Source organism: Mycobacterium sp. FW102-FHT13B02 (assembly GCF_058790275.1).
In genome coordinates, this window is the sequence record NZ_JBYTCM010000005.1 from 160,562 (window position 1) to 183,344 (window position 22,783).

Consider the following 22,783-nt stretch of genomic DNA (forward strand, 5'->3'; position numbering starts at 1 on the left):
GATTCAACTTTGGAGGTACGGATGTCCGACGCCACAACAGCGCCCATCGCTGTTCCCGTCCTGTTTGTCACCGAGCCCATCGTCCTGCCGGGCATGGTCGTGCCCATCGAACTCGATGAGGCCGCGCGGGCCGCGGTCGATGCGGCCCAGGCCGCCGCTGCCGCCGGTGAGGCCGGCACGCTGCTCATCGCGCCCCGCCTCGACGACCGCTACCCCACCCACGGCGTCCTGGCGTCGATCGTCCAGGTCGGCCGGATGCCCAGCGGCGGTGCCGCGGCCGTGGTCCGTGGTGAGCGACGTGCGCACATCGGATCCGGCACGTCCGGCGCGGGCAGCGCCTTGTGGGTTCTGGTCGACGAGCTCGAGGAGCCTGCTGCCACCGAGGAGACCCGGACCTTGGCAGCCGAATACAAGAAGCTGCTTATGGCCATCCTGCAGCGGCGGGAGGCCTGGCAGATCGTCGACGCGGTCAACCAGATCAGTGAGCCGTCCGCGGTGGCGGACACCGCGGGCTACGCCTCGTACCTGACCGACGTGCAGAAGCGCGAACTGCTGGAGACCACGGACGTGGCCGCGCGATTGCGCCGCCTGATCGAATGGACCGGCGAGCACCTGGCCGAGGTCGAGGTCAACGACAAGATCGCCGAGGACGTCCGCGCGGGCATGGACAAGCGGCAGAAGGAATTCCTGCTGCGCCAGCAGTTGGACGCCATCCGCAAAGAGCTGGGCGAACTCGACGGTTCTACGGGGGCGGAGGAACCCGCTGACTACCGGACCCGTATCGAGGCGGCCGATCTGCCCGAGAAGGTGCGCGAAGCCGCCCTGCGCGAGGTCGGCAAGCTGGAACGCTCGAGCGAGCAGACCCCGGAAGGCGGCTGGATTCGCACGTGGCTCGACACCGTCCTGGACCTGCCCTGGAACGAGCGGACCGAGGATTCGACGGATCTGACGGCCGCTCGTGCGGTGCTGGATGCCGATCACCACGGTCTGGACGACGTGAAGGACCGCATCGTCGAGTACCTGGCGGTGCGGGCCCGTCGCGCACAGCGCGGCATGACCGTCGTCGGCGGGCGCGGCTCGGGCGCGGTCATGGTGCTGGCCGGTCCTCCCGGCGTCGGCAAGACGTCACTGGGCGAGTCGGTGGCGCGGGCCCTCGGTCGTAAGTTCGTCCGCGTGGCCCTGGGCGGCGTGCGCGACGAGGCCGAGATCCGTGGGCACCGTCGCACCTACGTCGGCGCGTTGCCGGGCCGCATCGTGCGGGCCATCGGCGAAGCCGGCTCGATGAATCCCGTTGTGCTGCTTGACGAGGTCGACAAGGTGGGCTCCGACTACCGTGGCGATCCGGCAGCGGCGCTCCTGGAGGTGCTGGACCCGGCGCAGAACCACACGTTCCGGGACCACTACCTGGACCTGGATCTGGACCTGTCCGACGTGGTGTTCCTGGCGACGGCCAACGTCATCGAGAACATCCCCTCGGCTCTGCTGGACCGCATGGAACTGATCACTCTCGACGGCTACACCGAGGACGACAAGGTCGCCATCGCTCGGGATTACCTGCTGCCCCGGCAGGCCGAACGGGCGGCGCTGACCACCGACGAGGTGACGGTGACGGATGCGGCGCTGCGCAAGATCGCCGCGGACTACACCCGCGAGCCGGGTGTCCGGCAGTTCGAGCGACTGCTGGCGAAGGCGCTGCGGAAGGTGACCACGCGGCTGGCTGCCAGCGGAGTGACGGGCGTCATTGTCGATGAACCGGATCTGGTCGAGTACCTCGGCCGTCCGCGGTTCCTGCCGGAGTCTGCCGAACGCACCGCGGTGCCGGGGGTGGCGACCGGCCTGGCCGTCACGGGCATGGGCGGCGATGTGCTGTACATCGAGGCGGGCTCGAACGACGGTGAACCGGGCCTGCAGTTGACCGGCCAGCTGGGCGATGTGATGAAGGAGTCGGCGCAGATCGCGCTGTCGTACGTGCGGTCGCACGCGGCGGAGTTGGGTGTCGATCCGAAGGCGCTGGATCGTCGCATCCACGTGCACGTGCCTGCGGGCGCGGTGCCCAAGGACGGTCCGTCGGCGGGCGTGACCATGGTGACCGCATTGGTGTCCATGGCCACCGGACGGCAGGTGCGTTCTGACGTCGGGATGACGGGCGAGGTCACGCTGAACGGGCGGGTGCTGCCCATCGGCGGGGTCAAGCAGAAGCTGATGGCAGCCCAACGTGCCGGGCTGACAACAATTTTCATCCCGTCACGCAACGAGCCCGACCTGGACGACGTGCCGGCCGAGGTCTTGGACGCACTCGATGTGCGGCCCATGACCGACGTCGCCGACATCATCACCCAGGCGCTGGAGCCGGCGGCGGAGACCGCCACGGTGGCCGCCTGACAACTGAATGACGCGAGCGGACCCAAATGCTCCTGTTCACCTCATGGTGGTGGGACTTTTGGGTCCGTTCGCGTTAGATGGGCACATGCCCAACCTCAATGAACTCAAGCGGCGTGTGGTCCACACCGTGCAGCGGCGCCTGGTCAATCCGGTGGGCCGGCAGCTGCCGGTGACCATGCTCGAGACCATCGGGCGCAAGTCCGGCGAACCCCGGCACACCGCGATCGGCGGCCGGGTCATCGACGGCGCCTTCTGGCTGGTGTCCGAGCACGGCGAGCATGCTGACTTCGTCCGCAACATCAAGGCGAATCCCGCTGTGCGCGTGCGTATCAACGGCGAATGGCGCAGCGGCACGGCGCACCTGATGCCCGATGACGACCCGGCCGCCAGGCTGCGGCAACTTCCGCAGCTGAACAGTGCCGTGGTGCGGGTGATGGGCACCGATCTGCTGTCGGTCCGCGTCGACCTGGACTGAGCCTCAGGCGATGTCGGCCGACGGCGGCTCGTCGGCCAGATGAATCGCGCGGTGCTCGATGAGTTCGTGGATTCGATCCGGGCCCAGCCGGGCCCGGAAATCCTTCACCGTGTAGCCGACGACGACCCCGTCGGTGAGCGCGCGAACCGTCGCCGTGCGCGGTATGCCGAACAGCGGCCCGATCTCGCCGAAGTACTCACCAGGCCCGGCGGTGAACAACAGCATCGTCGCCCCGTCGGGCATCTCCCGGGTGATCTCGAAACGGCCCTGCTTGACCACATAGATCAGGTCGCCGATGGTCGTCTGCTCGAACACCAGGTCACCCGCGTCGAGTTCGAATACCTCGGGCTCCCGCTCGGTGCTGGCGACGGTCGGGACGAGCTCGACGACCCGGTCCGCGAGCGGCAGCATGCGGCTGTCATGGGTGGCGACCACCACGACGCGATCGTCGGCAAGCTCTCGGATGAGCCGCAGGACCTCTTCGACCTGGATGAAGTCCAGGTGCGCGGTCGGCTCGTCAGCCAGGATCAGCGGCGGGTCCAGTGCGATGGCCCGGGCCACCGCGACCCGCTGCTGCTGTCCCCCGGACATGTCACCGGGGCGGTGTGTCATCCGATGCGACAGTCCGACGCGGTCCAACAGCTCCGCAGCGCGCTGCCGGGCTGCGCCCCGGCTCATACCCGCGGCCCGCATCGGCACCATGACGTTCTCCGCGGCGGTCAGGCTGGGCACCAGGTTGAACGCCTGGAACACGATGCCGACGGTGTTGCGGCGGTAGTCGGTGAGTGCCTTGGGCCCGAGCGCGGTGACGTCGATGCCGTCGAAGAGGATCCGGCCCGACGTGGGCTTGAGGATCCCGCCCATGCACGAGAGCAGCGTCGTCTTCCCACAACCGCTGGGCCCCAACAGGATCGCCAGCGATCCTGCCGACAGCTCGAGCTCGAAATTGTCAATCGGCCTGACCTTGTCGGCGGACTTGCCGTATTCCACCACCAGGTCGCGAATCTGTAAGCCGCTCATGGTCTATGGCCCCCCGAATGCCATCGCTGGATCGATTGTCACCGCTCTGCGCATGCCGGCCAGGCTGGCGATCAGTCCGATGGTGATGGCCACGACGGGCAACAACAGGTAGGCCCCGGCCGGGACGTCCACCCGCATCGGGAACATCGGCCCGAGCAGCATGGCCAAAAGAACTCCGATCGCCGCGGAGCAGACGGCCACGAACACGGCCTGCATCGCCAGCCCGGCCATCATCGATTTCGTCTTCACCCCAACGGCTTTGAACACCGCGAAGTCCCGGGTGCGTTCCATCGCGGACATGTAGATGAACATGCCGATGATCGTCGCGGCCACCACCCACAGCAGGACGGCCATGATGCTGATGGCATCAACAGCGACCTTCAGCGGCCGCATCATGTCGTCGATGGCACCGCGACGGTCAACCAGACGGTAGCCGTCGAGCGCCTTGGTGGGGTTGCCCCGGATTCCGACCGACGCGATGACGGGCTGCCCGCCGTACACCAGGCGCTGCGCGCCCACCGTCGTCAGGAACAGGTTGGGCTGCTGCGCCAGCACGGTCGAATTGTTGACGATTCCCACCACCTGCAATGTGTGGGAGGCGATGTGCATCTGGTCGCCGATCTTGCGCCCCAGTGTGGATGACACCGCGATCTCGTCGGGTGTGGCGGGCGCGCGCCCCAGGGACATCGCCGGCATGCCGGGCCCGGCGGTGGGTGCACCGAACAGGTTCATGGTCCGCGGCGTCCCGTTGTCGAGGGCCGTTGTTCCCGCGTAGACCACCGCTGCGGCAGCCTGGACACCCGGAAGTTTTTGTGCGCGTTCAACTTCGGTCTGAGCGAAGGGCGATGAACCCAGAAACGGGCCCGCCGCGCCGTTCTGGATCATGAAGTAGTCGATCCCAAGCGAGTTGACAGTGTTACCGGCCTCCACCCGGAAACCGTTGGCCAGTCCGGTGAGCACCAACGTCATCGCGAACACGAAGGAAGTTCCGACGACCGCGATGAGAAATCGGCGCCGCCGCCACTGCAGGTCCCGCAACGCCGCGATCAGCACCTGAGGAATCTAACGTGTTCGCTGACTGTGCAGCGGCAAGATAGCCAAAGCCGACGGCTGATTAGTGCGAGACTGGCCGCATGGCCTATGACGAGGATCTGGCCCACCGGATCCGGGAACTGCTCGGCCCGATCGGCGGCATCGACGAAAAGCGGATGTTCGGTGGGCTCGCGTTTCTGTTGAACGGCAACATGTCGGTGGCAGCCAGCCGAGATGGTGGCCTGCTGGTCCGGGTTGCGCCCGGCGACACCGAGACGTTGCTGCGACGCCAACACGTCGACTTGATGGTGATGGGCGGCCGCGAGATGCGCGGTTGGCTGCGGGTCGCGCCCGACGGGCTGAAAACCAAACGGCAGCTGCAGAGCTGGGTCGACCGCGGCGTCGGGTACGCGGCCGCACTGCCCCCCAAGTAGCGTTTGCGCACCGCGCGGACGGGTATGCGTGGAGATATGGCACGGGATCGACAGGTCGTCGCGCGGTTGCTCGACGCAGCCGGTACCACGTATGCCGAGGATGCCGGGATCACGCTCCGCGACAAGCCGATGCCGCTGTTCAAGCTGCTGTCGCTGTGCATGTTGGCCAGCAAGCCCATCTCCGCGGACACCGCGGTGGCCGCGGCCCGTGAGTTGTTCCGCGCCGGGATTCGCACTCCGTCGGCCGTGCTGAAGGCTGACCGCAGTGACATGATCGCCGCCTTCGGTCGCGCCGGCTACGCCAGGTACGACGAGAGTTCGGCGACCCGAATGACCCGTATCGCGAACCGGGTCAACGATGAATACGGTGGCGACCTTCGCAACCTACGGGTCAGGGCCCGCCACGATGTGGCCGCGGCGAGTAAGGCCTTGCAGGGATTCGACGGCATCGGCCACACAGGTGCCGACATCTTCCTGCGCGAAATCCAGGACGTCTGGACCTGGGTGCAACCGTATTTCGATGAACGCGCGCTGTCCACGGCGAAGGAGTTGGGTCTGCCCACCGATGCGCGGAAACTCGGGAGCCTGGCCCCAAAACACAATGCGCGACTCGCCGCCGCACTCGTCCGGGTATCGCTCGACGAGACCCTGCGCCGACGTATCGAAAACTGATTTCTCAAGTACTGATTCACATCTCGATTACCGAAGGGAAGACTCGATATGGCCGGCTCACCCACATTCGTGATCATCGGCGGCGGACTGGCCGCCGCCAAGGCCGCGGAAGCCCTGCGCACGAAGGGTTTTGAGGGACAAGTGGTGTTGTTCGCTGCCGAGGACAGATTGCCCTACGAACGTCCGCCGCTGTCCAAGGAATTCATGGCCGGCAAGAAGACCCTCGAGGAATTCACCGTGCATCCGAAGAGCTGGTATGCCGAGCACGACGTCGATCTGCGGCTCGGCACAGAGGTGACCACCCTTGACCGCACCGCGCACATGGTGGCCTTCAACGACGGCGACCACGAACACTACGACAAGTTATTGCTGGCCACCGGATCCCGCTCGCGGAAACCGCCGATCCCCGGTTCGGACGCCGACGGCGTGTACTTCCTGCGCACCGTCGACGACGCCACTGAGTTGCTGGCACAACTCGGCAACGGACGGCGGCTGGCGATCGTCGGCGGAGGCTGGATCGGGCTCGAGGTCGCAGCCAGTGCGCGTGGACTGGGCACCGACGTAACAGTGGTGGAGTCGGCCGCATTACCTCTGCTGTCCTCATTGGGCCGCGAGGCTGGTGAGGTGTTCGTCGGCCTGCACCGGGACCACGGCGTGGACCTGCGGTTGAGCACCGCAGTCGAGGAGATCACCACCGCTGACGGCAAAGCCACGGGACTGCGACTCGGCGACGGGTCCAGTGTCGAGGCCGACGCGGTTCTCGTCGCGGTGGGCGCCGCGCCGAATATCGAGTTCGCCGAACGCTCGGGACTGGTGATCGCCGACGGCGGTATCGCGGTCGACGAAACATTGATGACCAGTGACAGTGACATCTACGCCGTGGGTGACATCGCGGCCGCGGAACATCCGCTGTTCGGGGTCCCGATCCGCACCGAGCACTGGGCCAACGCCCTCAAGCAGCCCACGGTCGCAGTCGATGGAATGCTCGGTACCCCAAGCAGTTACGACGAGCTGCCGTATTTCTTCACCGACCAGTTCGACCTCGGAATGGAGTATGTCGGCTACGCACCGCAGTACCAGGCGTCGATCACCCGTGGCGATCTCGGCACGCGCGAGTTCACCATGTTCTGGCTCGACGGTGGGCACCGGGTACTGGCCGGGATGAACGTCAACATCTGGGAAGGCCTCGACGACATCAAGAAACTCATCAGATCCCGCCGCCCGGTCGACGCCGGAGCGCTCGCTGATCCGTCGGTTTCGTTGTCGACCTTGACTGGGTAGCGCGTTTCCGTTTTTTGTCGGACCCTTCTGCTTTGATGGTGTTATGTCCACCGCTGCAACATCTTTGGATGGTCCGGTGTCGCCGTGTGAGCGTCTTGAGGTGTTGTTCGGCGAGATCGGGGAGTTGACCGGTCAGCGCAACGCGATCGACGCACCGGTAGGTCGATCAGGATCGACACCTCACAAATGCCGGCGACGGAGCGTCTACAAAGTGTGAAAGCCAAACCGCCTTTTGAGACCGTGGTACGTCACCACGGCCCCACGGTCTTTCGGGTCTGTTGCGCTGTCGTCGGCGCTCTCGACGCCGACGACGCCTGGTCGGAAACCTTCCTGGCGGCGCTGAAGGCCTATCCCGATCTACCGGTGGACGCGAATCTCGAGGCCTGGCTGGTGACCATCGCACACCACAAGGCCATCGACGTCACCAGGACCCGCACGCGCCAGCCGATCCCCACCGACGTCGTACCCGAGCCATCGGTACCGCGTGAGACCCGCGACTTCGACGATCTGGCAGCCGCGGTGGACGGCTTGCCGCCCAAACAGAAGCACGCCGTGGCCTACCACTACCTCGCAGGCCTGCCGTACAACGACATCGCCGAGATTCTCGGCGGCACCGCCGCGGCCGCCCGCCGCGCCGCCAGCGACGGCATCGCGACGCTACGACGCACCTACCTCGGCGAACTCGTCGAGGTCGCCGCGCCGCTGCAGAACACAGGAAGGAGCCCGCGATGATCAACGGCGAGAACATCGTCAGTGGCCTGGCGCGCACCACCGACATCGGACCGAGCCAAATGTCTGAACTGCACGGCCGGCTGGCCGCCGCGGCGGAGCGCGACGGCGTCCTCGACATCGCCTACCGCACCGTCGACAGTCCGGTCGGACCGCTTCTGCTGGCTGCCACCGACCAGGGCCTGATCCGTGTCGCCTACGCCTGTGAAGACCACGACGCCGTGTTGCAAGAGCTCGCCGACAGGGTGAGCCCCCGCATCCTGCTGGCACCGGCCCGGCTCGACGCCGCTGCCCGCGAACTCGCCGAGTACTTCGCCCGGAGCCGCCGTAGCTTCGACGTACCACTGGATTGGCAGCTGGCCGTCGGGTTCCGCGCTGCGGTGCTGCACCACCTGCCAGAGATCGGCTACGGGCAGACGGCCAGCTATGCCGCCGTCGCCGCGTTGGCCGGCAGCCCCAGGGCGGTTCGGGCCGTCGGCACGGCATGCGCGAAAAACCCGCTGCCCGTGGTGGTTCCGTGCCACCGCGTGGTCCGCAGCGACGGCGGGATGGGCGGCTACCTCGGCGGTCCGGAAGCCAAGCGGCTCCTGCTTGATCTGGAGGCCGCGGCGTGAGCATCTGGCAGCAGCGCGTCGCCAGCACCGACTGGGACGGCGTCCGCACCGAGCTCGAGACCGTCGGCGCGGCGCTGACCGGACCTCTCGTCACACCGGACGAGGCAGCCGAACTGGCGGCGATCTACCTGGATACGGCCCGGTTCCGGTCGACCATCGACATGGCCCGCTATCGGTTCGGCGAAGGCCAATACCGCTACTTCCACCGGCCCTACCCCGAGATCGTCACCGAGCTCAAGTACGCGCTCTACCCTCGGCTCCTGCCGATCGCCCGGGACTGGTGGACCAGGTTGCGTCGTGACCCACCCTGGCCCGATAGTTTCGACGACTGGTTGGACACCTGTCACCGGGCGGGGCAGACCAGAACGACGGCGTTGCTACTCAAGTACGGCGCCGGCGGCTGGTGCGCGCTGCACCAAGACCTGTACGGGGATCTGGTCTTTCCACTCCAGGTGGTCATCAACTTGACCCAACCCGACATCGACTACACCGGCGGCGAATTCCTGCTGTACGAGCAGCGGCCCCGCGCTCAGTCACGCGGCTCCGCCATCTCGATTCCGTTCGGGCACGGGCTTGTGGTCACCACCCGTGAGCGCCCGGTGCCGTCCAAACGAGGCTGGGCCATCGGCCCCGTGCGTCATGGCGTATCCACCCTGCGCTCGGGGTCTCGGATGACGCTCGGGCTGATCTTCCACGACGCCGCATGAGCACGTACACGCTCACCGGCGCCGACGGCCGGCCGTATGTGAGTGCGGCACCCGGGCGGTTGGGAGGCCATCGCCGCCGGATACCGCCCTTGCGCGGTGTGCCTTCCCGAGGAATACGGACGGTGGCGGGGCCAACCGTCGTGACCTGGACCTTTGGCACCTACCAGTACACTGACGACAGATGATCGACGCCTCGGCAGCCGCCGCTGTCCCCTGCTTACCGCACGGCTCACCAGCCGTGCGGCATCCGCGTGTCTACATCGATGTGGCCGTGGTGGTCGCCGTACTGGTCGCCACCAATCTGCTTGCCCACTTCACGACGCCCTGGGCGAACATCATCGTGGTGCCGCTCGCGGCGCTCGCCCTGGTGGCCCTGGTCCGGAAGCGGGGACTGGGATGGACCGAGCTCGGCCTCGGCCGTGCACATTGGCGGACCGGCATGCGCTACGCGCTCGGCGCGATCCTGCTCGTCGGTTCGGTGATCGCCGTCGGCGTGCTGCTGCCGTGGACCCGGCCGATGTTCCTCAACAACCATTACGCGACCATCTCCGGCGCCCTGCTGGCCTCGATGATCGTCATCCCACTACAGACCGTCATCCCCGAGGAGCTGGCCTTCCGCGGCGTACTGCACGGCACCCTCGACCGGGCGTGGGGCTTCCGCGGCGTGGCCGCTGCCGGTTCGCTGCTGTTCGGGCTCTGGCACATCGCCACCTCACTAGGCCTGACCAGCAGTAACGTCGGATTCACCCACGTGCTGGGTGGCGGTGTGGCCGGCATGATCGCCGGGGTGGCCATGGCAGTCGTCGCGACGGCTGCCGCCGGATTCGTCTTCACCTGGCTGCGACGCCGGTCCGGCAGCCTGCTCGCCCCGATCGCCCTGCACTGGTCACTGAACGGCATGGGTGCCCTCGCCGCGGCCGCCGTCTGGCACTTCAGCTAGGACTGGCCCCTAACCGTCACCAGATCGCTGCAGTTCAGACCTCGTGCTGACTCCTCGAAACCGGCTAGCCTCGAGATGTATCAGTCAATCGAAAGGTCATGACAATGATGCATATCGTCTGGTTGATTCTTCTGGGCCTCATCGTCGGAGCCATTGCCCGGTTCGTCGTACCCGGGAAGGACGACATGGGGTGGATTCTCACGTGCGTGCTGGGCATCGCCGGAGGCTATGTCGGCGGTACGTTGAGCAGCGTTGTCTACGCGCCTCACAAACTCGACTTCCGCCCGCCGATCCAGCACTCGTTCTGGGGAGCGCTCGTCGGTGCGGTGGTCCTGGTGCTCATCTACCGCTTCGTGAAGTCGAAGAGTTCGACCTAGAACTCGCGCACAAAGAATTGAGGACCGTGCCCGGTGGGCGCGGTCCTCAATTCTTTTCGCGACTACCCGCCGGGGGTCATCTCCGGCGGCGCATTCGTCACCGGCACCGGCACACCGACCATCGGGTGGGCGGGGTCGGCGGCCTTCGGCGGGGCGTTCGGATCGACCGGAGGCGGTGGCGGCGGGTTCCACGGGCGGATCGACTGGGCCAGTGTCACCGCGGCGGCCTTGTCCACCGGGTGGTTGCCCGAACCCAGCCACACCACGAACCACCGCTGCGGGTTGCGCTGGCTGCGGATGGTGGCGTCCGGCGGCGGGTTGCCGACCACGCCGGCCCAGATCTGGCCGTTCGGCTTGCCGGTGTCGGTGAACTTCACCTCGTAGAACGACGCCGCACCCGGCATGTTGCCTGCGGTCAGCGCGGTGGTCTCCTGGCCGATGCGGGTGCCCGGGAAGGGCATGAAGAACTCACCCATGTCCGACGCCAACCGGTTGGCGGCCTTGCCGTTGTCGGACTCGGCACCGGCGAACAGCTTCAGATCCAGCCGGCCCAGCAGAACGCTGGTGTCACTGGGAGCCTGCTCCGAACCCGCGGCCGGAACCCGGGTCAGCAGCGCCTGGCCGTACGACAGCTGCGTCGCATCGGCGATCTTCCAGCCCTGGGGCACAACGTAACTGAATCCACCGGCGTCATTATTGACGCGGCCGGGCTCAGGCGCGGGCGCCGGAGCAGCAGCCGGGGCAGCAGGCGCGCCCGGCGCTGCGGGAGCAGGCGGCGGCGCGTTGGGGTCGGCCGGAGGCGCTGCCGGGTCGGCTGCGGGCGGCAACGGGGCCGGCGCGTCAGCCGGCGGGGCCGGAGTCGGTGCCGGTTCCCCAGCCGGAGCCGGGGCCGGAGCGGGTGCCGGGGCCGGAGCGGGCGCCGGCGGTACCGGATCGGCGTACGAGATCGCGCTCGGCAGGGCGATGGCCGCGGCCGCCGCACCTGCCACCGCGGCAGTCAGTGATTTCGGAAGGCGTTTGCGGGCTGGTGTCCGCGCATCCGGGTGTCGCATGGGGACGAAAATACAGTGTTACCGGCGTGACGCAAGTGCGAGTTGCGGCTATTTGGCTCCCGAGTTGGTTAGCTCGCCCCTGGCATCTCGACAGACCACGGCGATACCGCGCGGTTGCTGAGACCTCGCTGTGCCGCGGCCAGGCCGGGCGTGCCGTCAGGCGGGCCGGATCGCCACGTCCCGCGGGTCCACACTGAAGTACACCTGCTCCCCCGGGATCAGCCGCAGACCGGCCGCCGCTTCCGCGCTGATATCGGCTGCCAGGCCCCCACCGGCGTCGTCGGTCGCCTCGGCGCGCACGCGGATGCCGGGGCCGCGATGATCCAGTTCCGCCACCCCCACCGCGACGACATTGACGTCAGCGGCGGGGGCGTCCCGGCTCACAGCTACCGCCGAGGGAGCGAACACCGCGATCGCCGGGCCACCGGGCGCCACGTCGGGTCCACGGGTACCGCGCCAGGTCAGTCCCGCGGCCAGCACCGACCCGCCATCGTCACCGGCGCGCCCGCTGACCAGATTCACGCCGGCGAATCGCGCCCCGAATGCCGTCCGCGGCGCGGTCAGAACGTCCGCCACTGGGCCAGATTCGACGACGTGCCCGTCCTCGATGACCACCACGCGGTCGGCCAGCGTCACGACATCGAGCAGATCATGGCTGACCAGAACGGAACTACGCCCGCCCGAACCCAGTACGCCACGAAGCAGCCGGCGCATCGCCGACGCGGCCGCAACGTCGAGCCCGGACAGCGGTTCGTCCAGCAGCAGCACGTCTGGCTCGGCGGCCAACGCCCGGGCCAGGGCCACCCGCTGCGCCTGTCCGCCGGACAGCTGTCCCGGACGGCGGTCAGCCAGGCCCGCGGCGTCAACCTCACTGAGCCAATGCGCTGCCGTCCGCCGCGCCTCGGTGCGCAGGCCGCGACGGTGGTGCCGGGCGCGCGGCCCGAAGGCCACGTTGCCGGTGACCGTCAGGTGCGGAAACAGCGCCGGGTCCTGCAGCAGCAGTCCGACCCGCCGGTGGTGTACGGCGACGTGCAGGCCTGCTGCCCCATCGGTCAGCCGGTGCGCCCCCACCGTCACGGTGCCGGCATCCGGCCGCAGCAGGCCGGCGATCACATGCAGCACACTGGATTTGCCCGCGCCGTTGGGTCCGATGACGGCGACCACCTCGCCGGCGGCGACGTCGAACGCCACGTCGATGCCGCGGGCTTCGACGACGGCATGTACCGAAAGCCCGCCCGTCACTGCCGGCTCTCCGCCTCGAACGGTCCGCGACCGAAGCGGGCGCCACCCATCCCGAGCACCACGACTGCGGCGACCACGACCAGCACCAGCGACAGCGCCACCGCGGCATCGGCGTCAGCCTCACGTTGCAGGTAGATCTCCAGCGGCAGCGTCCGCGTCACCCCTTGGCGGGAGCCGGCGAACGTGAGCGTCGCACCGAACTCGCCCAGCGACCGCGCGAACGCCAGCACCGAGCCCGACACCAGGCCGGGCGCCAGCATCGGCAACGTGACCCGGCGCCAGACCGTGGTCGGACGGGCACCCAAGGTGGCCGCGACTGCCTCGTACTGAGAGCCGGCCGTGCGGGCCGCACCTTCCAGCGCGATCACCAGAAAGGGCAGCGAGACGAAGGTCTGCGCCAGCACGACCGCCGTCGTCGAGAACGCGATGTGTACGCCCGCCGCGTCCAGATACCGGCCGATCAACCCCAGCCGGCCGAAGGCGTACAGCAGCGCGATACCGCCGACCACGGGCGGCAACACCAGTGGCAGCAAGATCAGCGGGCGGGTCCAGCGCACCACGCGCGAGCCGCTCCGCGCGAGGACCAGGGCCATCGGCACACCCAGGACCACGCAGAGCACCGTGCTCGCCGTGGCGGTCTTGAGGCTCAGGACCAGTGCCGTGACCGACGACTCGCTGCTGATCAGGTCGAGGAACCGGGACCAGTCGACCTTCGCCGCGACCGCGATCAGGGGCAGGACGACGAACACTGCTCCGAGTACCGCCGGCACATAGATCCAGCGCGGCAGTCCGGGATTCAAGGTTTCGCGAATCCGAACTGCGCCAGAATCTGACGGCCCTCGTCACCCGTGACCAGATCGGCAAACCGCTGCGCGGCCGCCGCGTCGGCAGCCGACTTCAACACGGCGATCGGGTAGACGTTCACCGCAGATGCCGCCTGTGGGAAGTCGATCTTGGTCACCTTGTCCCCGGCCGACTTGGCGTCGGTCTCGTAGACCACGCCGGCGTCGGCCTGGCCGCTGGTGACCTTGTTCAGCACGTCGGTGACGGAGGTCTCCTCGCTGACGGGCTTCAGCTCGACGCCGGCCACCTTCTCGACCTTGCGGGTGGCGGTACCGCACGGCACCGGGGCGGCGCACACCACGACGTTCAAACCGGGCCGAGCCAGATCACCGAAGTTATTGAGCTGCTTCGGATTACCCGGCCGCGTCACGATGACGAGCGTGTTGGCGGCGAAGTTCGCCGGCGCGTGGGCGAGCAGGCCCGCATTCGCGGCCTTGGTCATGTTGTTGGCGTCGGCCGAGGCGAACACGTCGGCCTTCGCGCCCTGCGTCAACTGTTCGACGAGGGACGACGAGCCGGCGAAGTTGAACTGCACGTCCGCGCCGGGGTGGTCCTTCTGGTAGCGCTCGGCGAGCGCGGTGAACGCGCCCTTCAGCGAAGCCGCCGCGTAGACGTTGATCACCGGACCGGGGTTCTTGGGGCCCGAATCACATGCGGAAAGTGCGCAGACGGCCCCGGTCAGGCCCAGAACCGCCACAGCACGCATCAACTTGCGCATGAGCCACATTCGCAAAACCCTAGGGTGGTTTCCTCCGCGTGGCGAGTTTCGTGAGCTAGCTACTGTCCAGTAACATGGCCGCAACCGCGTTCAGCGTTGCACACGAGGAGGCCCTGTTCATGGACGTTCTGGTCACCGGAGGCGATACCGATCTCGGCCGCGTCATTGCCGCAGGATTCCGCGACGCCGGGCACCCCGTCGTCATCGCCGGCGCCCGCCGCGACGAGCTCGAAGTAGCCGCCAAGGAACTCGAAGTCGACTCGATCGTGCTCGACAACACCGACGGCGCCGCCCTTGAGGCGATGCGCGACAAGCTGCCGCAGCACCTCGACACCATCATCAACGTTCCGGCTCCGGCCTGGTCCGCGGGCGACCCGCGCACCTACACGCTGGCCGAGCGCGCCACCGTGTGGCGCAACACCCTCGACTCCTCGCTGCTGTCGGCGGTGCTGACCGTCCAGATCCTCGGCGACCAGATGCGCTCGGGCGGTGCCATCGTCACCGTCGTGCCGGAATGCCCCAAGGACGGCACCGCCGACGCCGCCATCAAGGCTGCCGTGTCGAACTGGACCGCGGGGCAGGCCGAGCACTTCGGCGTCCGCGGCATCACCATCAACGTGGTCGCCGCCGGCCGCGGCGCCGAAACGGGCTATGACGGCATCGACGCGAGCGGCACGACCGTCGGCGCCGAGCTGACCAAGCTCGCGCTCTTCCTCACCACACCGGCCGCCCGCCACATCACCGGCGAGACCTTGCATGTGAGCGCTGGGGCGCTCGACACCTTCGCCTGACCCAGCCGGATTTATTCCCGTTTTCGCCGGACTTCGCGCCCGGCGAAAAGCCGGACATGACAACGCGGTTGGTGACTAGGGTCGAATCGTGACGATTCGACTCGGACTTCAAATTCCCAATTTCTCCTACGGCACCGGTGTCGGTGAGTTGTTCCCGACCGTCATCGCCCAGGCCCAGGAAGCCGAGGCCGCCGGTTTCGACTCGGTTTTCGTGATGGACCACTTCTATCAATTGCCGATGCTCGGCACCCCCGACCAGCCGATGCTCGAGGCGTACACCGCGCTCGGCGGCCTGGCGACCGCCACCCAGAAGGTGCAACTCGGCACCATGGTCACGGGCAACACGTACCGGAACCCGACGCTGCTCGCCAAGGCCATCACGACCCTCGATGTGATGAGTCAGGGCCGGGCCATTCTGGGCATCGGCACCGGATGGTTCGAACTCGAGCACGATTCGCTGGGCTATGAGTTCGGAACTTTCACCGACCGGTTCAACAAGTTGGACGAGGCGCTCGAGATCATCCTGCCCATGCTCGCCGGGGAACGGCCCACCTTCGAGGGTAAGTACTACCGGACGCGTGAGGCGATGGCCGAGCCGCGTTTCCGCGACCACATTCCGCTGCTGATCGGCGGCAGCGGCGAGAAGAAGACCATTCCGCTGGCCGCCCGGCACTTCGACCACCTCAACCTGGTCTCAGGTTTCGACGAAGCACCCCGCAAGGTGGCCGTGGTCAAGGAAGCCTGCGAAAAGATCGACCGTGACCCGGCCACGCTGGAAACCAGCATGCTCGTCACCGCCTTCGTCGACGACAAGGCGACGTCGGACCTGATCCCGGCCGAGATGAGCCAGCGCATGGTCGCGGGCAGTGCCGAGAGCATCGCCGAGCAGCTGAAGGCCAAGGTGTTCGACGCGGGCATCGGCGGCGTCATCGTGAACATTCCGACCAGCGTGACCGGATACGTACCTGGCGCCATTTCGTCGCTCGGAGCAGCCCTGAACGCGGCGCTCAGCGCCTGACCCGAGGCCGGTGGGGCATCTCACTGCATTGATCGATTCAGCTGCGACTAGCCTGTGGGTGTAAACAGTCTGGTACGTCGAGGAGCCCCTCAACATGGTCCACCCCGGAGCTACGGCATCGGATCGTCACAAGGTCGTCATCATCGGTTCGGGCTTCGGTGGCCTGACCAGCGCGAAAGCGCTCAAGCACGCTGATGTCGACATCAAGCTGATCGCCCGTACCACCCACCACCTGTTCCAGCCGCTGCTGTACCAGGTGGCGACGGGAATCATCTCCGAAGGTGAGATCGCCCCACCGACCCGGCTGATCCTGCGCAAGCAGAAGAACGCCCAGGTTTTGCTCGGCGATGTGACGCACATCGACCTGGAGAACCAGACCGTCGACTCGGTCCTGCTGGGGCACACCTACAGCACGCCGTACGACAGCCTGATCATCGCCGCCGGTGCCGGGCAGTCCTACTTCGGCAACGACCACTTCGCCGAGTGGGCACCGGGCATGAAGACCATCGACGACGCACTCGAGCTGCGCGGCCGCATCCTGGGCGCGTTCGAGCAGGCCGAGCGGTCCAGCGACCCGGAGCGGCGTAAGAAGCTGCTGACCTTCGTGGTCGTCGGCGCCGGCCCGACCGGCGTGGAGATGGCCGGCCAGATCCAGGAGCTGTCCGACCAGACGCTCAAGGGCAGCTTCCGGCACATCGACCCCACCGAGGCCAAGGTCATCCTGCTCGACGCCGCGCCCGCGGTGCTGCCGCCCATGGGCGAGAAGCTGGGCCTCAAGGCCAAGAACCGGCTCGAGAAGATGGGCGTGGAGATTCAGCTCAACGCCATGGTCACCGACGTCGACCGCAACGGCATCACCGTCAAGGACAAGGACGGCACCATCCGGCGCATCGAGTCGGCCTGCAAGGTGTGGTCCGCCGGCGTACAGGCCAGCCCGCTGGGCCGCGACCTTGCCAATCAGTCCGACACCGAGATCGACCGGGCCGGCCGCGTCAAGGTGAACCCGGATCTGTCGATCCCCGGTCACCCCAACGTTTTCGTCGTGGGCGACATGGCCTTCGTCGATGGCGTACCGGGCATGGCGCAGGGCGCGATCCAGGGCGGCAAGCACGTCGCCGCCATCCTGAAGAACGAGGCCAAGGCCCGCGCCCACGGCACCAAGCCCAAGCCGCGCGAACCGTTCTCGTACTTCGACAAAGGCTCCATGGCCACCGTGTCGAAGTGGAACGCCGTCGCCCAGATCCCGCTCGGCGAGAAATCCAAGCTCGAGTTCGGCGGGTTCATCGCATGGCTGGCCTGGCTGGGGCTGCACCTGATCTATTTGGTGGGCTTCAAGACCAAGATCGCCACGCTGCTGTCGTGGACGGTCACGTTCATGAGCCGCCAGCGCGGCCAGCTGACCATCACCGAACAGCAGGCCTACGCCCGAACCAGGATCGGCGAACTCGAGGAGATCGTGCAGGCCACTTCCGACCCAGCGGTCGCCGCCTCTTAGAGCTTGGGTCCCTGCCAGGCGGACAAGCATCCCCCGTCGGCCAGTGCCATGAGCACCTGATCTCGGCGTGATTCGTATCGCTGAGCGTTACGGATCACGCCGAAATCGCTTTCGGGGTAAATGAATTCGCTGACGTACGCGCGCGGGGCAGCGATATCGTCGTCGCTGACCGCACCGGCGCCCAGCTCGACACGGTGCCGCACCACCGGCAGGGCATCACGGTCGACGTGCAGCGAGCCGTCCCAGAAGCCATCCTGCTCGCCGGTCCGCCCGATCTGTACCCGCTCGCGCAGCCGCACCCGGCCCTGGTCGGCGATCTGCACCCGCGTCGTTGCTCGATGGCTGCTGCCGCCGGCGACGACCGTCGGCTCGGGATCGAGATCGAGTTCCCCGGCGATCTCGAGATCCCACGACGAGTGCGACTGCATCGTCGTCGCACCGGGCAGCACCATCATCGCGGCGACGCTGCGCACCTGCAGCCGGGCGCCCGCCTCCACGATCACGCGCACGTCGATGGTGTCACCACCCAGCGGCGTTGCGGCCGTGGACACCAGGTGGACGGCATCGGGTGCGGTGCGGCGCGCGGCGACACCGCCGACGCATTCGATGCGCGGACCACGGCCGGGAGCCGCGACGATCAGAACCTGGGTATGCATGACTCAGGCGTTCGTGACTCCCGCGCCGGCCAGCTGGTCGCGCACCCACGCCTGTACAGCCGCCGCCGCCGGGTCGTCGGCCAGCGAGATCAGCACCGTCGGGCGGTCGCCACGGACCTGCGCAGCATCGCGCCGCATGACGTCCAGGTCGGCGCCGACCATCGGCGCGAGGTCGGTCTTGTTGACCACCAACAGATCCGAGTACGTGACGCCCGGACCGCCCTTACGCGGTACCTTGTCGCCGCCGGCCACGTCGACGACGAAGATCTGCACGTCGACCAGGCCCGAGGAAAACGTCGCGGTGAGGTTGTCACCTCCGGACTCGACCAGGATGAGATCGAGTCTGTCGTTTGTCTCGATGAGGTCATCGATGGCGTCGAGGTTCGCGGTGATGTCGTCGCGGATCGCGGTGTGCGGGCACCCGCCGGTCTGCACCGCCGCGATGCGCTCGTCCGGCAGCACGGCGTGACGGCGCAGGAAATCGGCGTCCTCGGTGGTGTAGATGTCGTTGGTCAGCACCGCCAGCGACAGTTCGTCGCGCAGCTGCCGGCACAGCGCGGCCACCAGCGCCGTCTTGCCGGAGCCAACCGGGCCGCCGATGCCGATGCGCAGTGGCTCACCAGGTATGCGCTCACGTTTGGGCCGGTCGTGGTGATGGTGCGGCTGACCGTCGAGGAAATGTGGTGGCATGGTTGACCTTTCGGTTCAGGAAGCGAACAGGGGGCGGTCGCGGCCGGCGTGGCGTTGCGCCAGGACATCGAGGAGTGGATCGGACAGATCGGCAATGCCTTTCGCCGCTTCGGCCGCGGTGGTGTCGCACAGGGCCGACAGCTCGAAGGTCAGGGCCGCGACGTCTGCGGGGTCCAGCGCCAGCAGCCGTTGCGCTGCCGTCGCCGACCCGGTCATGGTGGTGTAAACGACTGTGGCACACGTCTGTTCCGGGTCAAGACCACTGACCCGGCCCACCACGCCGGAAGCCACCGCGAGGTGCGGACGCGAACCTAGGAGTTGCCAGACCGAACACTCCCCCGTCGCTTCGCTCGCCCCAGCTTCGGGCCAGACGCGGCGGGCCAGCCGCACCAGCCCGCGACCCTGGGCCCGGGACGCCTGCCGCGCCGCGGGAGCCGGTGTGCGCGCATCGGTTTCGCGATCGGCCGTCGCCGGTTCGAGCCCACCGTGGACCGCTGCCGCGATCGATGCGGTGACCAGCCCGTGCGTACGGATGCGCCGGCGCAGATACGCGCGCAAGGTGTTCACGTCCGCGACCAGACCACTGGTGACCGCCTCTTCGATGCCCCCGGAGTGCACGTGCCCGCCCGTCGGTAACCGGGAATCCGCCAGAATGAGCAACGTGGCCAGTCCGCTATCCATCAGAACAGCCGCTATCCATCAGAACAGGAAGTATCTCTGCGCCATCGGCAATTCGGCGGCCGGCTGTTCCTGCCAGACCTCGCCGTCGATCCGCACGGTGAAGGTGTCCGGATCGACCCGGATATCGGGCATCGCGTCGTTGAGCGGCAGGTCTGCCTTCCCGCGAGTCCGTACGTGCTTCACCGGAACGAGCCTGCGCCGCAGGCCGAGTCGCGCCGCGAGGTCATCCTCGATGGCGGTGGGCGAGACGAAGTGCACCGCGAGTCCGGCGGCCACCGTCGGGTGCGCACCGAACATCGGCCGCGGCAAGACTGGCTGGGGCGTCGGGATCGAGGCGTTGGCGTCTCCCATCGCCGCCCAGGCGATGGCGCCGCCCTTGAGCACCAGATGCGGACGGACGCCGAAAAACGCCGGCTCCCAGAGCACCAGATCGGCCAACTTGCCGACCTCGACCGAGCCGAGTTCGTGGTCGATACCGTGGGTGACCGCCGGGCAGATGGTGTACTTGGCCACGTAGCGGCGGACCCGGTTGTTGTCCGCGGCACCATCTCCGGGTAGTGGGCCGCGCCGCTTCTTCATGACATGCGCGGTCTGCCAGGTCCGCATCACGACTTCACCGATGCGCCCCATGGCCTGGCTGTCACTGCCGATCATCGAGATGGCGCCGATGTCGTGCAGCAGGTCCTCGGCAGCGATGGTGGACGGCCGAATCCGGCTCTCCGCGAAGGCCAGATCCTCGGGCACGGCGGCGTTGAGGTGGTGGCACACCATCAGCATGTCGAGGTGTTCGTCGAGGGTGTTGACGGTATGCGGCCGCGTCGGGTTGGTCGAGCTGGGCATCACATTCGGGTGGCTGGCCACCGTGATGATGTCGGGTGCGTGTCCGCCGCCGGCACCTTCGGTGTGGTAGGCGTGGATGGCCCGGCCGGCGATGGCCGCCAGGGTGTCCTCCACGAAACCCATCTCGTTGAGGGTGTCCGAGTGCAGGGCCACCTGCACGTCAGCCTCGTCGGCCACCCTCAGACAGGCGTCGATGGCCGCGGGCGTGGTGCCCCAGTCCTCGTGCAGCTTGAAACCGGCCGCGCCGCCGCGCAATTGCTCCCACATCGAGTCGGGATTGATCGTGTTGCCCTTGCCGAGCAGCAGGATGTTCATGGGCCAGCCGTCGAGGGCCTGCAGCATCCGGCCCAGATGCCAGGCGCCGGGCGTGACAGTGGTGGCCTTGCTCCCCTCGGCCGGTCCGGTGCCACCACCGATCATGGTGGTGATGCCGCCGCCGATCGCCTCTTCGAGCAACTGCGGACAGATGAAGTGCACGTGGCAGTCAATGCCACCGGCCGTGACGATGCGCCCGTTGCCGGCGATGATCTCGGTAGACGGTCCCACCACCAGGTCAGGGTGCACCCCTGACATGACGTCGGGGTTGCCGGCCTTGCCGATCGCGACAATGCGTCCGTCCCGAATCCCGATGTCTGCCTTGATGATTCCCCAGTAGTCGATGATGATCGCGCCGGTGATCACCGTGTCCGGGGCGCCGTCGGCGCGGGTCGCCCGAGCCTGCCCCATCGACTCGCGCAGCACCTTGCCGCCACCGAACACGGCCTCGTCGCCAGACAGTCCGGGGCCGCCACTGCGGTCCTCGGTGATCTCGATCAGCAGATCGGTGTCCGCCAACCGGATCCGGTCGCCCGTCGTCGGTCCGAACAGCGCGGCATACCGGGCACGGGACAGGGAACTCATAGGCCATCCAGCTTTCCGGGCGGATCGAGCGACAGCCCATATACTTCCCGCGTCCCGCCCAACGGGACCAGTGAAACCTGATGAGCGACACCGGGTTCGAATCTGATGGCGGTACCCGCCGGCACGTCCAGCCGGTGCCCGTGCGCCGCGGCGCGATCGAAGTCCAATGCGGAATTGGCCTGCGGGAAATGCACATGGCTGCCGACCTGGACCGGGCGGTCGCCGGTGTTGACCACCTCGAGGGTCAGCCGCTGCGCACCGGCGTTGAATTCGACATCACCGTCGCCGTAAAGGATCTCGCCGGGAACCACCGCAGCGCCCTCGATGCTCGTCCGTTCCGCCATTGCCGCCGTCCTCAGGAAATCGGGTGGTGGACGGTGACCAGCTTGGTGCCGTCCGGGAAGGTGGCCTCGACCTGGACGTCGAGCAGCATCTCGGGCACGCCGTCCATGACGTCGGCGCGACTCAGCACGTCCCGCCCGCTGACCATCAGCTCCGCGACCGTCCGCCCGTCACGGGCGCCTTCCAGGAGGTGATCGGTGATCACCGCCACCGCCTCGGGGTGGTTGAGGCGCAATCCTCGGGCCTGCCGTCGCCGCGCCAGTTCGGCGGCGTACGAAATCAGCAGGCGTTCTTGCTCATGCGGCGTCAAACGCATAAGGGGCGATATTGCCACGGCCCGCCGGGAAAGGCATGCCGGGCGGAGGTTTTCAGGCCTCGAGGTTCTGGAGGCGGACCTGGCCCCGCGCCACCATCCGGTCGTCCTCGTCGGTGATGGTCACCAGCCACAGCTGCTGACGCCGGCCGCGGTGGATCGGCGTCGAGGTGGCGGTGACCGTTCCGGTCTTGAGGGCGCGGAGGAAGTCGGTGTTGTTGTTCACGCCGACGACGGTGCCGCCGCCGTGCTCGGCGAGCCAGACGTGGCCGGACACACTGGCCACGCTCTCGACGATGGCACAGTGGATGCCGCCGTGCACGATTCCCCAGGGCTGCAACAGCTTGTCGGTGATCGTCAGGCGGGCCCGCGCGCCGTCAGGGGTGACCTCCAGATAGGTCAGTCCGATTTCACTGTCAAAGCCCTTGCCGAGGTCCTCGGGCACTGATGTCGTCACGAATAGGTGTCTACACCAGCGCCGAGGACGGCGAGCACCACACCCCGTCGCGCGAAAGCGAGCAGGCCCCGCACCGATGGTG

General features: G+C 67.6%; 26 protein-coding genes. 13 read left to right on the plus strand and 13 right to left on the minus strand.

Going from position 1 to position 22,783, the window contains the following annotated elements:
- The first annotated feature begins 21 nt into the window (after positions 1-21).
- Both lon and AC3WTE_RS11030 read left to right on the plus strand, forming a co-directional pair.
- The gene (gene lon, locus AC3WTE_RS11025; protein WP_492437506.1) at positions 22-2,382 is read left to right on the plus strand and encodes an endopeptidase La; all 2,361 of its coding nucleotides are present in this window, start codon (positions 22-24) and stop codon (positions 2,380-2,382) included.
- Between the two features lie 85 nt (positions 2,383-2,467).
- Positions 2,468-2,857, plus strand: coding sequence for a nitroreductase family deazaflavin-dependent oxidoreductase (locus AC3WTE_RS11030; RefSeq protein WP_492437507.1), 390 nt, complete (start codon positions 2,468-2,470; stop codon positions 2,855-2,857).
- A gap of 3 nt (positions 2,858-2,860) precedes the next feature.
- On the opposite strand, the gene AC3WTE_RS11035 is transcribed toward AC3WTE_RS11030, so the two are convergent.
- Entirely contained in the window at positions 2,861-3,877 is a 1,017-nt protein-coding gene (locus AC3WTE_RS11035) for an ABC transporter ATP-binding protein (protein ID WP_492437508.1), read from the minus strand.
- A gap of 3 nt (positions 3,878-3,880) precedes the next feature.
- Positions 3,881-4,930: an ABC transporter permease gene (locus AC3WTE_RS11040; protein WP_459365371.1), complete on the minus strand. Its 1,050-nt coding sequence runs from the start codon at positions 4,928-4,930 to the stop codon at positions 3,881-3,883.
- Between the two features lie 80 nt (positions 4,931-5,010).
- On the opposite strand from AC3WTE_RS11040, the gene AC3WTE_RS11045 reads away from it, so the two are divergent.
- From AC3WTE_RS11045 to AC3WTE_RS11080, 8 genes are all read left to right on the plus strand, one after another.
- Entirely contained in the window at positions 5,011-5,343 is a 333-nt protein-coding gene (locus AC3WTE_RS11045) for a TfoX/Sxy family protein (protein WP_492437509.1), read from the plus strand.
- Positions 5,344-5,379: 36 nt separating this feature from the next.
- Positions 5,380-6,015: an endonuclease gene (locus AC3WTE_RS11050; protein ID WP_492437510.1), complete on the plus strand. Its 636-nt coding sequence runs from the start codon at positions 5,380-5,382 to the stop codon at positions 6,013-6,015.
- A 48-nt stretch (positions 6,016-6,063) separates the two neighbouring features.
- Complete coding sequence (locus tag AC3WTE_RS11055) at positions 6,064-7,296, plus strand: NAD(P)/FAD-dependent oxidoreductase (RefSeq protein WP_492437511.1); 1,233 nt, start codon at positions 6,064-6,066, stop codon at positions 7,294-7,296.
- Positions 7,297-7,482: 186 nt separating this feature from the next.
- Entirely contained in the window at positions 7,483-8,028 is a 546-nt protein-coding gene (locus AC3WTE_RS11060) for an RNA polymerase sigma factor (protein ID WP_492437512.1), read from the plus strand.
- Positions 8,029-8,087: 59 nt separating this feature from the next.
- Positions 8,088-8,639, plus strand: coding sequence for a methylated-DNA--[protein]-cysteine S-methyltransferase (locus tag AC3WTE_RS11065; protein WP_492437717.1), 552 nt, complete (start codon positions 8,088-8,090; stop codon positions 8,637-8,639).
- A complete protein-coding gene (locus AC3WTE_RS11070) occupies positions 8,636-9,346 on the plus strand; it encodes a 2OG-Fe(II) oxygenase (protein WP_492437513.1) in 711 nt (236 codons plus the stop codon). Before AC3WTE_RS11065 ends, AC3WTE_RS11070 begins: the two co-directional genes overlap by 4 nt.
- Positions 9,347-9,527: 181 nt before the next feature.
- Positions 9,528-10,286 carry a CPBP family intramembrane glutamic endopeptidase gene (locus tag AC3WTE_RS11075; protein WP_492437514.1) on the plus strand — a complete coding sequence of 253 codons (759 nt, stop codon included), beginning with the start codon at positions 9,528-9,530 and terminating at the stop codon, positions 10,284-10,286.
- Between the two features lie 104 nt (positions 10,287-10,390).
- The gene (locus tag AC3WTE_RS11080; protein WP_492437718.1) at positions 10,391-10,663 is read left to right on the plus strand and encodes a GlsB/YeaQ/YmgE family stress response membrane protein; all 273 of its coding nucleotides are present in this window, start codon (positions 10,391-10,393) and stop codon (positions 10,661-10,663) included.
- A 62-nt stretch (positions 10,664-10,725) separates the two neighbouring features.
- Here the strand turns inward: AC3WTE_RS11080 and AC3WTE_RS11085 are convergent, their stop codons facing one another.
- The 4 genes from AC3WTE_RS11085 to modA all read right to left on the minus strand — a co-directional run bounded on the left by AC3WTE_RS11085 (position 10,726) and on the right by modA (position 14,527).
- Positions 10,726-11,715, minus strand: a complete 990-nt coding sequence (locus tag AC3WTE_RS11085; RefSeq protein WP_492437515.1) for an APA family fibronectin-binding glycoprotein — start codon at positions 11,713-11,715, stop codon at positions 10,726-10,728.
- Positions 11,716-11,871: 156 nt separating this feature from the next.
- The gene (locus tag AC3WTE_RS11090; protein ID WP_492437516.1) at positions 11,872-12,957 is read right to left on the minus strand and encodes a sulfate/molybdate ABC transporter ATP-binding protein; all 1,086 of its coding nucleotides are present in this window, start codon (positions 12,955-12,957) and stop codon (positions 11,872-11,874) included.
- Positions 12,954-13,757, minus strand: a complete 804-nt coding sequence (locus AC3WTE_RS11095; protein WP_492437517.1) for an ABC transporter permease — start codon at positions 13,755-13,757, stop codon at positions 12,954-12,956. Before AC3WTE_RS11095 ends, AC3WTE_RS11090 begins: the two co-directional genes overlap by 4 nt.
- Entirely contained in the window at positions 13,754-14,527 is a 774-nt protein-coding gene (modA, locus tag AC3WTE_RS11100) for a molybdate ABC transporter substrate-binding protein (RefSeq protein ID WP_492437518.1), read from the minus strand. The genes AC3WTE_RS11095 and modA overlap by 4 nt, the downstream gene beginning before the upstream one ends.
- 110 nt (positions 14,528-14,637) lie before the next feature.
- On the opposite strand from modA, the gene AC3WTE_RS11105 reads away from it, so the two are divergent.
- From AC3WTE_RS11105 to AC3WTE_RS11115, 3 genes are all read left to right on the plus strand, one after another.
- Positions 14,638-15,309: an SDR family oxidoreductase gene (locus tag AC3WTE_RS11105; RefSeq protein ID WP_492437720.1), complete on the plus strand. Its 672-nt coding sequence runs from the start codon at positions 14,638-14,640 to the stop codon at positions 15,307-15,309.
- An 88-nt stretch (positions 15,310-15,397) separates the two neighbouring features.
- Positions 15,398-16,327 carry an LLM class F420-dependent oxidoreductase gene (locus AC3WTE_RS11110; RefSeq protein ID WP_492437519.1) on the plus strand — a complete coding sequence of 310 codons (930 nt, stop codon included), beginning with the start codon at positions 15,398-15,400 and terminating at the stop codon, positions 16,325-16,327.
- 94 nt (positions 16,328-16,421) lie between these two features.
- Positions 16,422-17,822 carry an NAD(P)/FAD-dependent oxidoreductase gene (locus tag AC3WTE_RS11115; protein ID WP_492437520.1) on the plus strand — a complete coding sequence of 467 codons (1,401 nt, stop codon included), beginning with the start codon at positions 16,422-16,424 and terminating at the stop codon, positions 17,820-17,822.
- Here AC3WTE_RS11115 and AC3WTE_RS11120 read toward each other — a convergent pair.
- The 7 genes from AC3WTE_RS11120 to AC3WTE_RS11150 are packed head-to-tail and all read right to left on the minus strand — an operon-like array spanning position 17,819 to position 22,701.
- Positions 17,819-18,478 (minus strand): urease accessory protein UreD, encoded by a 660-nt coding sequence (locus AC3WTE_RS11120; RefSeq protein WP_492437521.1) that lies wholly within the window; start codon positions 18,476-18,478, stop codon positions 17,819-17,821. The two genes, AC3WTE_RS11115 and AC3WTE_RS11120, sit on opposite strands and share 4 nt — an antisense overlap.
- 3 nt (positions 18,479-18,481) lie before the next feature.
- Complete coding sequence (ureG, locus tag AC3WTE_RS11125; protein ID WP_492437522.1) at positions 18,482-19,168, minus strand: urease accessory protein UreG; 687 nt, start codon at positions 19,166-19,168, stop codon at positions 18,482-18,484.
- A gap of 15 nt (positions 19,169-19,183) precedes the next feature.
- On the minus strand, positions 19,184-19,849 hold the full coding sequence (locus tag AC3WTE_RS11130; RefSeq protein WP_492437523.1) for an urease accessory protein UreF: 666 nt from the start codon (positions 19,847-19,849) through the stop codon (positions 19,184-19,186).
- 18 nt (positions 19,850-19,867) lie between these two features.
- Entirely contained in the window at positions 19,868-21,589 is a 1,722-nt protein-coding gene (locus AC3WTE_RS11135) for an urease subunit alpha (protein ID WP_492437524.1), read from the minus strand.
- Positions 21,586-21,900: an urease subunit beta gene (locus tag AC3WTE_RS11140; RefSeq protein WP_492437721.1), complete on the minus strand. Its 315-nt coding sequence runs from the start codon at positions 21,898-21,900 to the stop codon at positions 21,586-21,588. The genes AC3WTE_RS11135 and AC3WTE_RS11140 overlap by 4 nt, the downstream gene beginning before the upstream one ends.
- A 44-nt stretch (positions 21,901-21,944) precedes the next feature.
- Positions 21,945-22,247 carry an urease subunit gamma gene (locus AC3WTE_RS11145; RefSeq protein ID WP_459365389.1) on the minus strand — a complete coding sequence of 101 codons (303 nt, stop codon included), beginning with the start codon at positions 22,245-22,247 and terminating at the stop codon, positions 21,945-21,947.
- Positions 22,248-22,299: 52 nt separating this feature from the next.
- The gene (locus AC3WTE_RS11150; protein WP_492437525.1) at positions 22,300-22,701 is read right to left on the minus strand and encodes a PaaI family thioesterase; all 402 of its coding nucleotides are present in this window, start codon (positions 22,699-22,701) and stop codon (positions 22,300-22,302) included.
- Positions 22,702-22,783: the final 82 nt, after the last annotated feature.

What these genes read in the sequence shown, in the direction of transcription:
- lon (WP_492437506.1), top strand. Translation starts at nt 22, where the DNA reads ATGTCCGACGCCACAACAGCGCCCATCGCTGTTCCCGTCCTGTTTGTC.
- AC3WTE_RS11030 (WP_492437507.1), top strand. Translation starts at nt 2,468, where the DNA reads ATGCCCAACCTCAATGAACTCAAGCGGCGTGTGGTCCACACCGTGCAG.
- AC3WTE_RS11035 (WP_492437508.1), bottom strand. Translation starts at nt 3,877, where the DNA reads ATGAGCGGCTTACAGATTCGCGACCTGGTGGTGGAATACGGCAAGTCC.
- AC3WTE_RS11045 (WP_492437509.1), top strand. Translation starts at nt 5,011, where the DNA reads ATGGCCTATGACGAGGATCTGGCCCACCGGATCCGGGAACTGCTCGGC.
- AC3WTE_RS11050 (WP_492437510.1), top strand. Translation starts at nt 5,380, where the DNA reads ATGGCACGGGATCGACAGGTCGTCGCGCGGTTGCTCGACGCAGCCGGT.
- AC3WTE_RS11055 (WP_492437511.1), top strand. Translation starts at nt 6,064, where the DNA reads ATGGCCGGCTCACCCACATTCGTGATCATCGGCGGCGGACTGGCCGCC.
- AC3WTE_RS11060 (WP_492437512.1), top strand. Translation starts at nt 7,483, where the DNA reads ATGCCGGCGACGGAGCGTCTACAAAGTGTGAAAGCCAAACCGCCTTTT.
- AC3WTE_RS11065 (WP_492437717.1), top strand. Translation starts at nt 8,088, where the DNA reads ATGTCTGAACTGCACGGCCGGCTGGCCGCCGCGGCGGAGCGCGACGGC.
- AC3WTE_RS11075 (WP_492437514.1), top strand. Translation starts at nt 9,528, where the DNA reads ATGATCGACGCCTCGGCAGCCGCCGCTGTCCCCTGCTTACCGCACGGC.
- AC3WTE_RS11080 (WP_492437718.1), top strand. Translation starts at nt 10,391, where the DNA reads ATGATGCATATCGTCTGGTTGATTCTTCTGGGCCTCATCGTCGGAGCC.
- AC3WTE_RS11085 (WP_492437515.1), bottom strand. Translation starts at nt 11,715, where the DNA reads ATGCGACACCCGGATGCGCGGACACCAGCCCGCAAACGCCTTCCGAAA.
- modA (WP_492437518.1), bottom strand. Translation starts at nt 14,527, where the DNA reads ATGTGGCTCATGCGCAAGTTGATGCGTGCTGTGGCGGTTCTGGGCCTG.
- AC3WTE_RS11105 (WP_492437720.1), top strand. Translation starts at nt 14,638, where the DNA reads ATGGACGTTCTGGTCACCGGAGGCGATACCGATCTCGGCCGCGTCATT.
- AC3WTE_RS11115 (WP_492437520.1), top strand. Translation starts at nt 16,422, where the DNA reads ATGGTCCACCCCGGAGCTACGGCATCGGATCGTCACAAGGTCGTCATC.
- AC3WTE_RS11120 (WP_492437521.1), bottom strand. Translation starts at nt 18,478, where the DNA reads ATGCATACCCAGGTTCTGATCGTCGCGGCTCCCGGCCGTGGTCCGCGC.
- ureG (WP_492437522.1), bottom strand. Translation starts at nt 19,168, where the DNA reads ATGCCACCACATTTCCTCGACGGTCAGCCGCACCATCACCACGACCGG.
- AC3WTE_RS11130 (WP_492437523.1), bottom strand. Translation starts at nt 19,849, where the DNA reads ATGGATAGCGGACTGGCCACGTTGCTCATTCTGGCGGATTCCCGGTTA.
- AC3WTE_RS11135 (WP_492437524.1), bottom strand. Translation starts at nt 21,589, where the DNA reads ATGAGTTCCCTGTCCCGTGCCCGGTATGCCGCGCTGTTCGGACCGACG.
- AC3WTE_RS11145 (WP_459365389.1), bottom strand. Translation starts at nt 22,247, where the DNA reads ATGCGTTTGACGCCGCATGAGCAAGAACGCCTGCTGATTTCGTACGCC.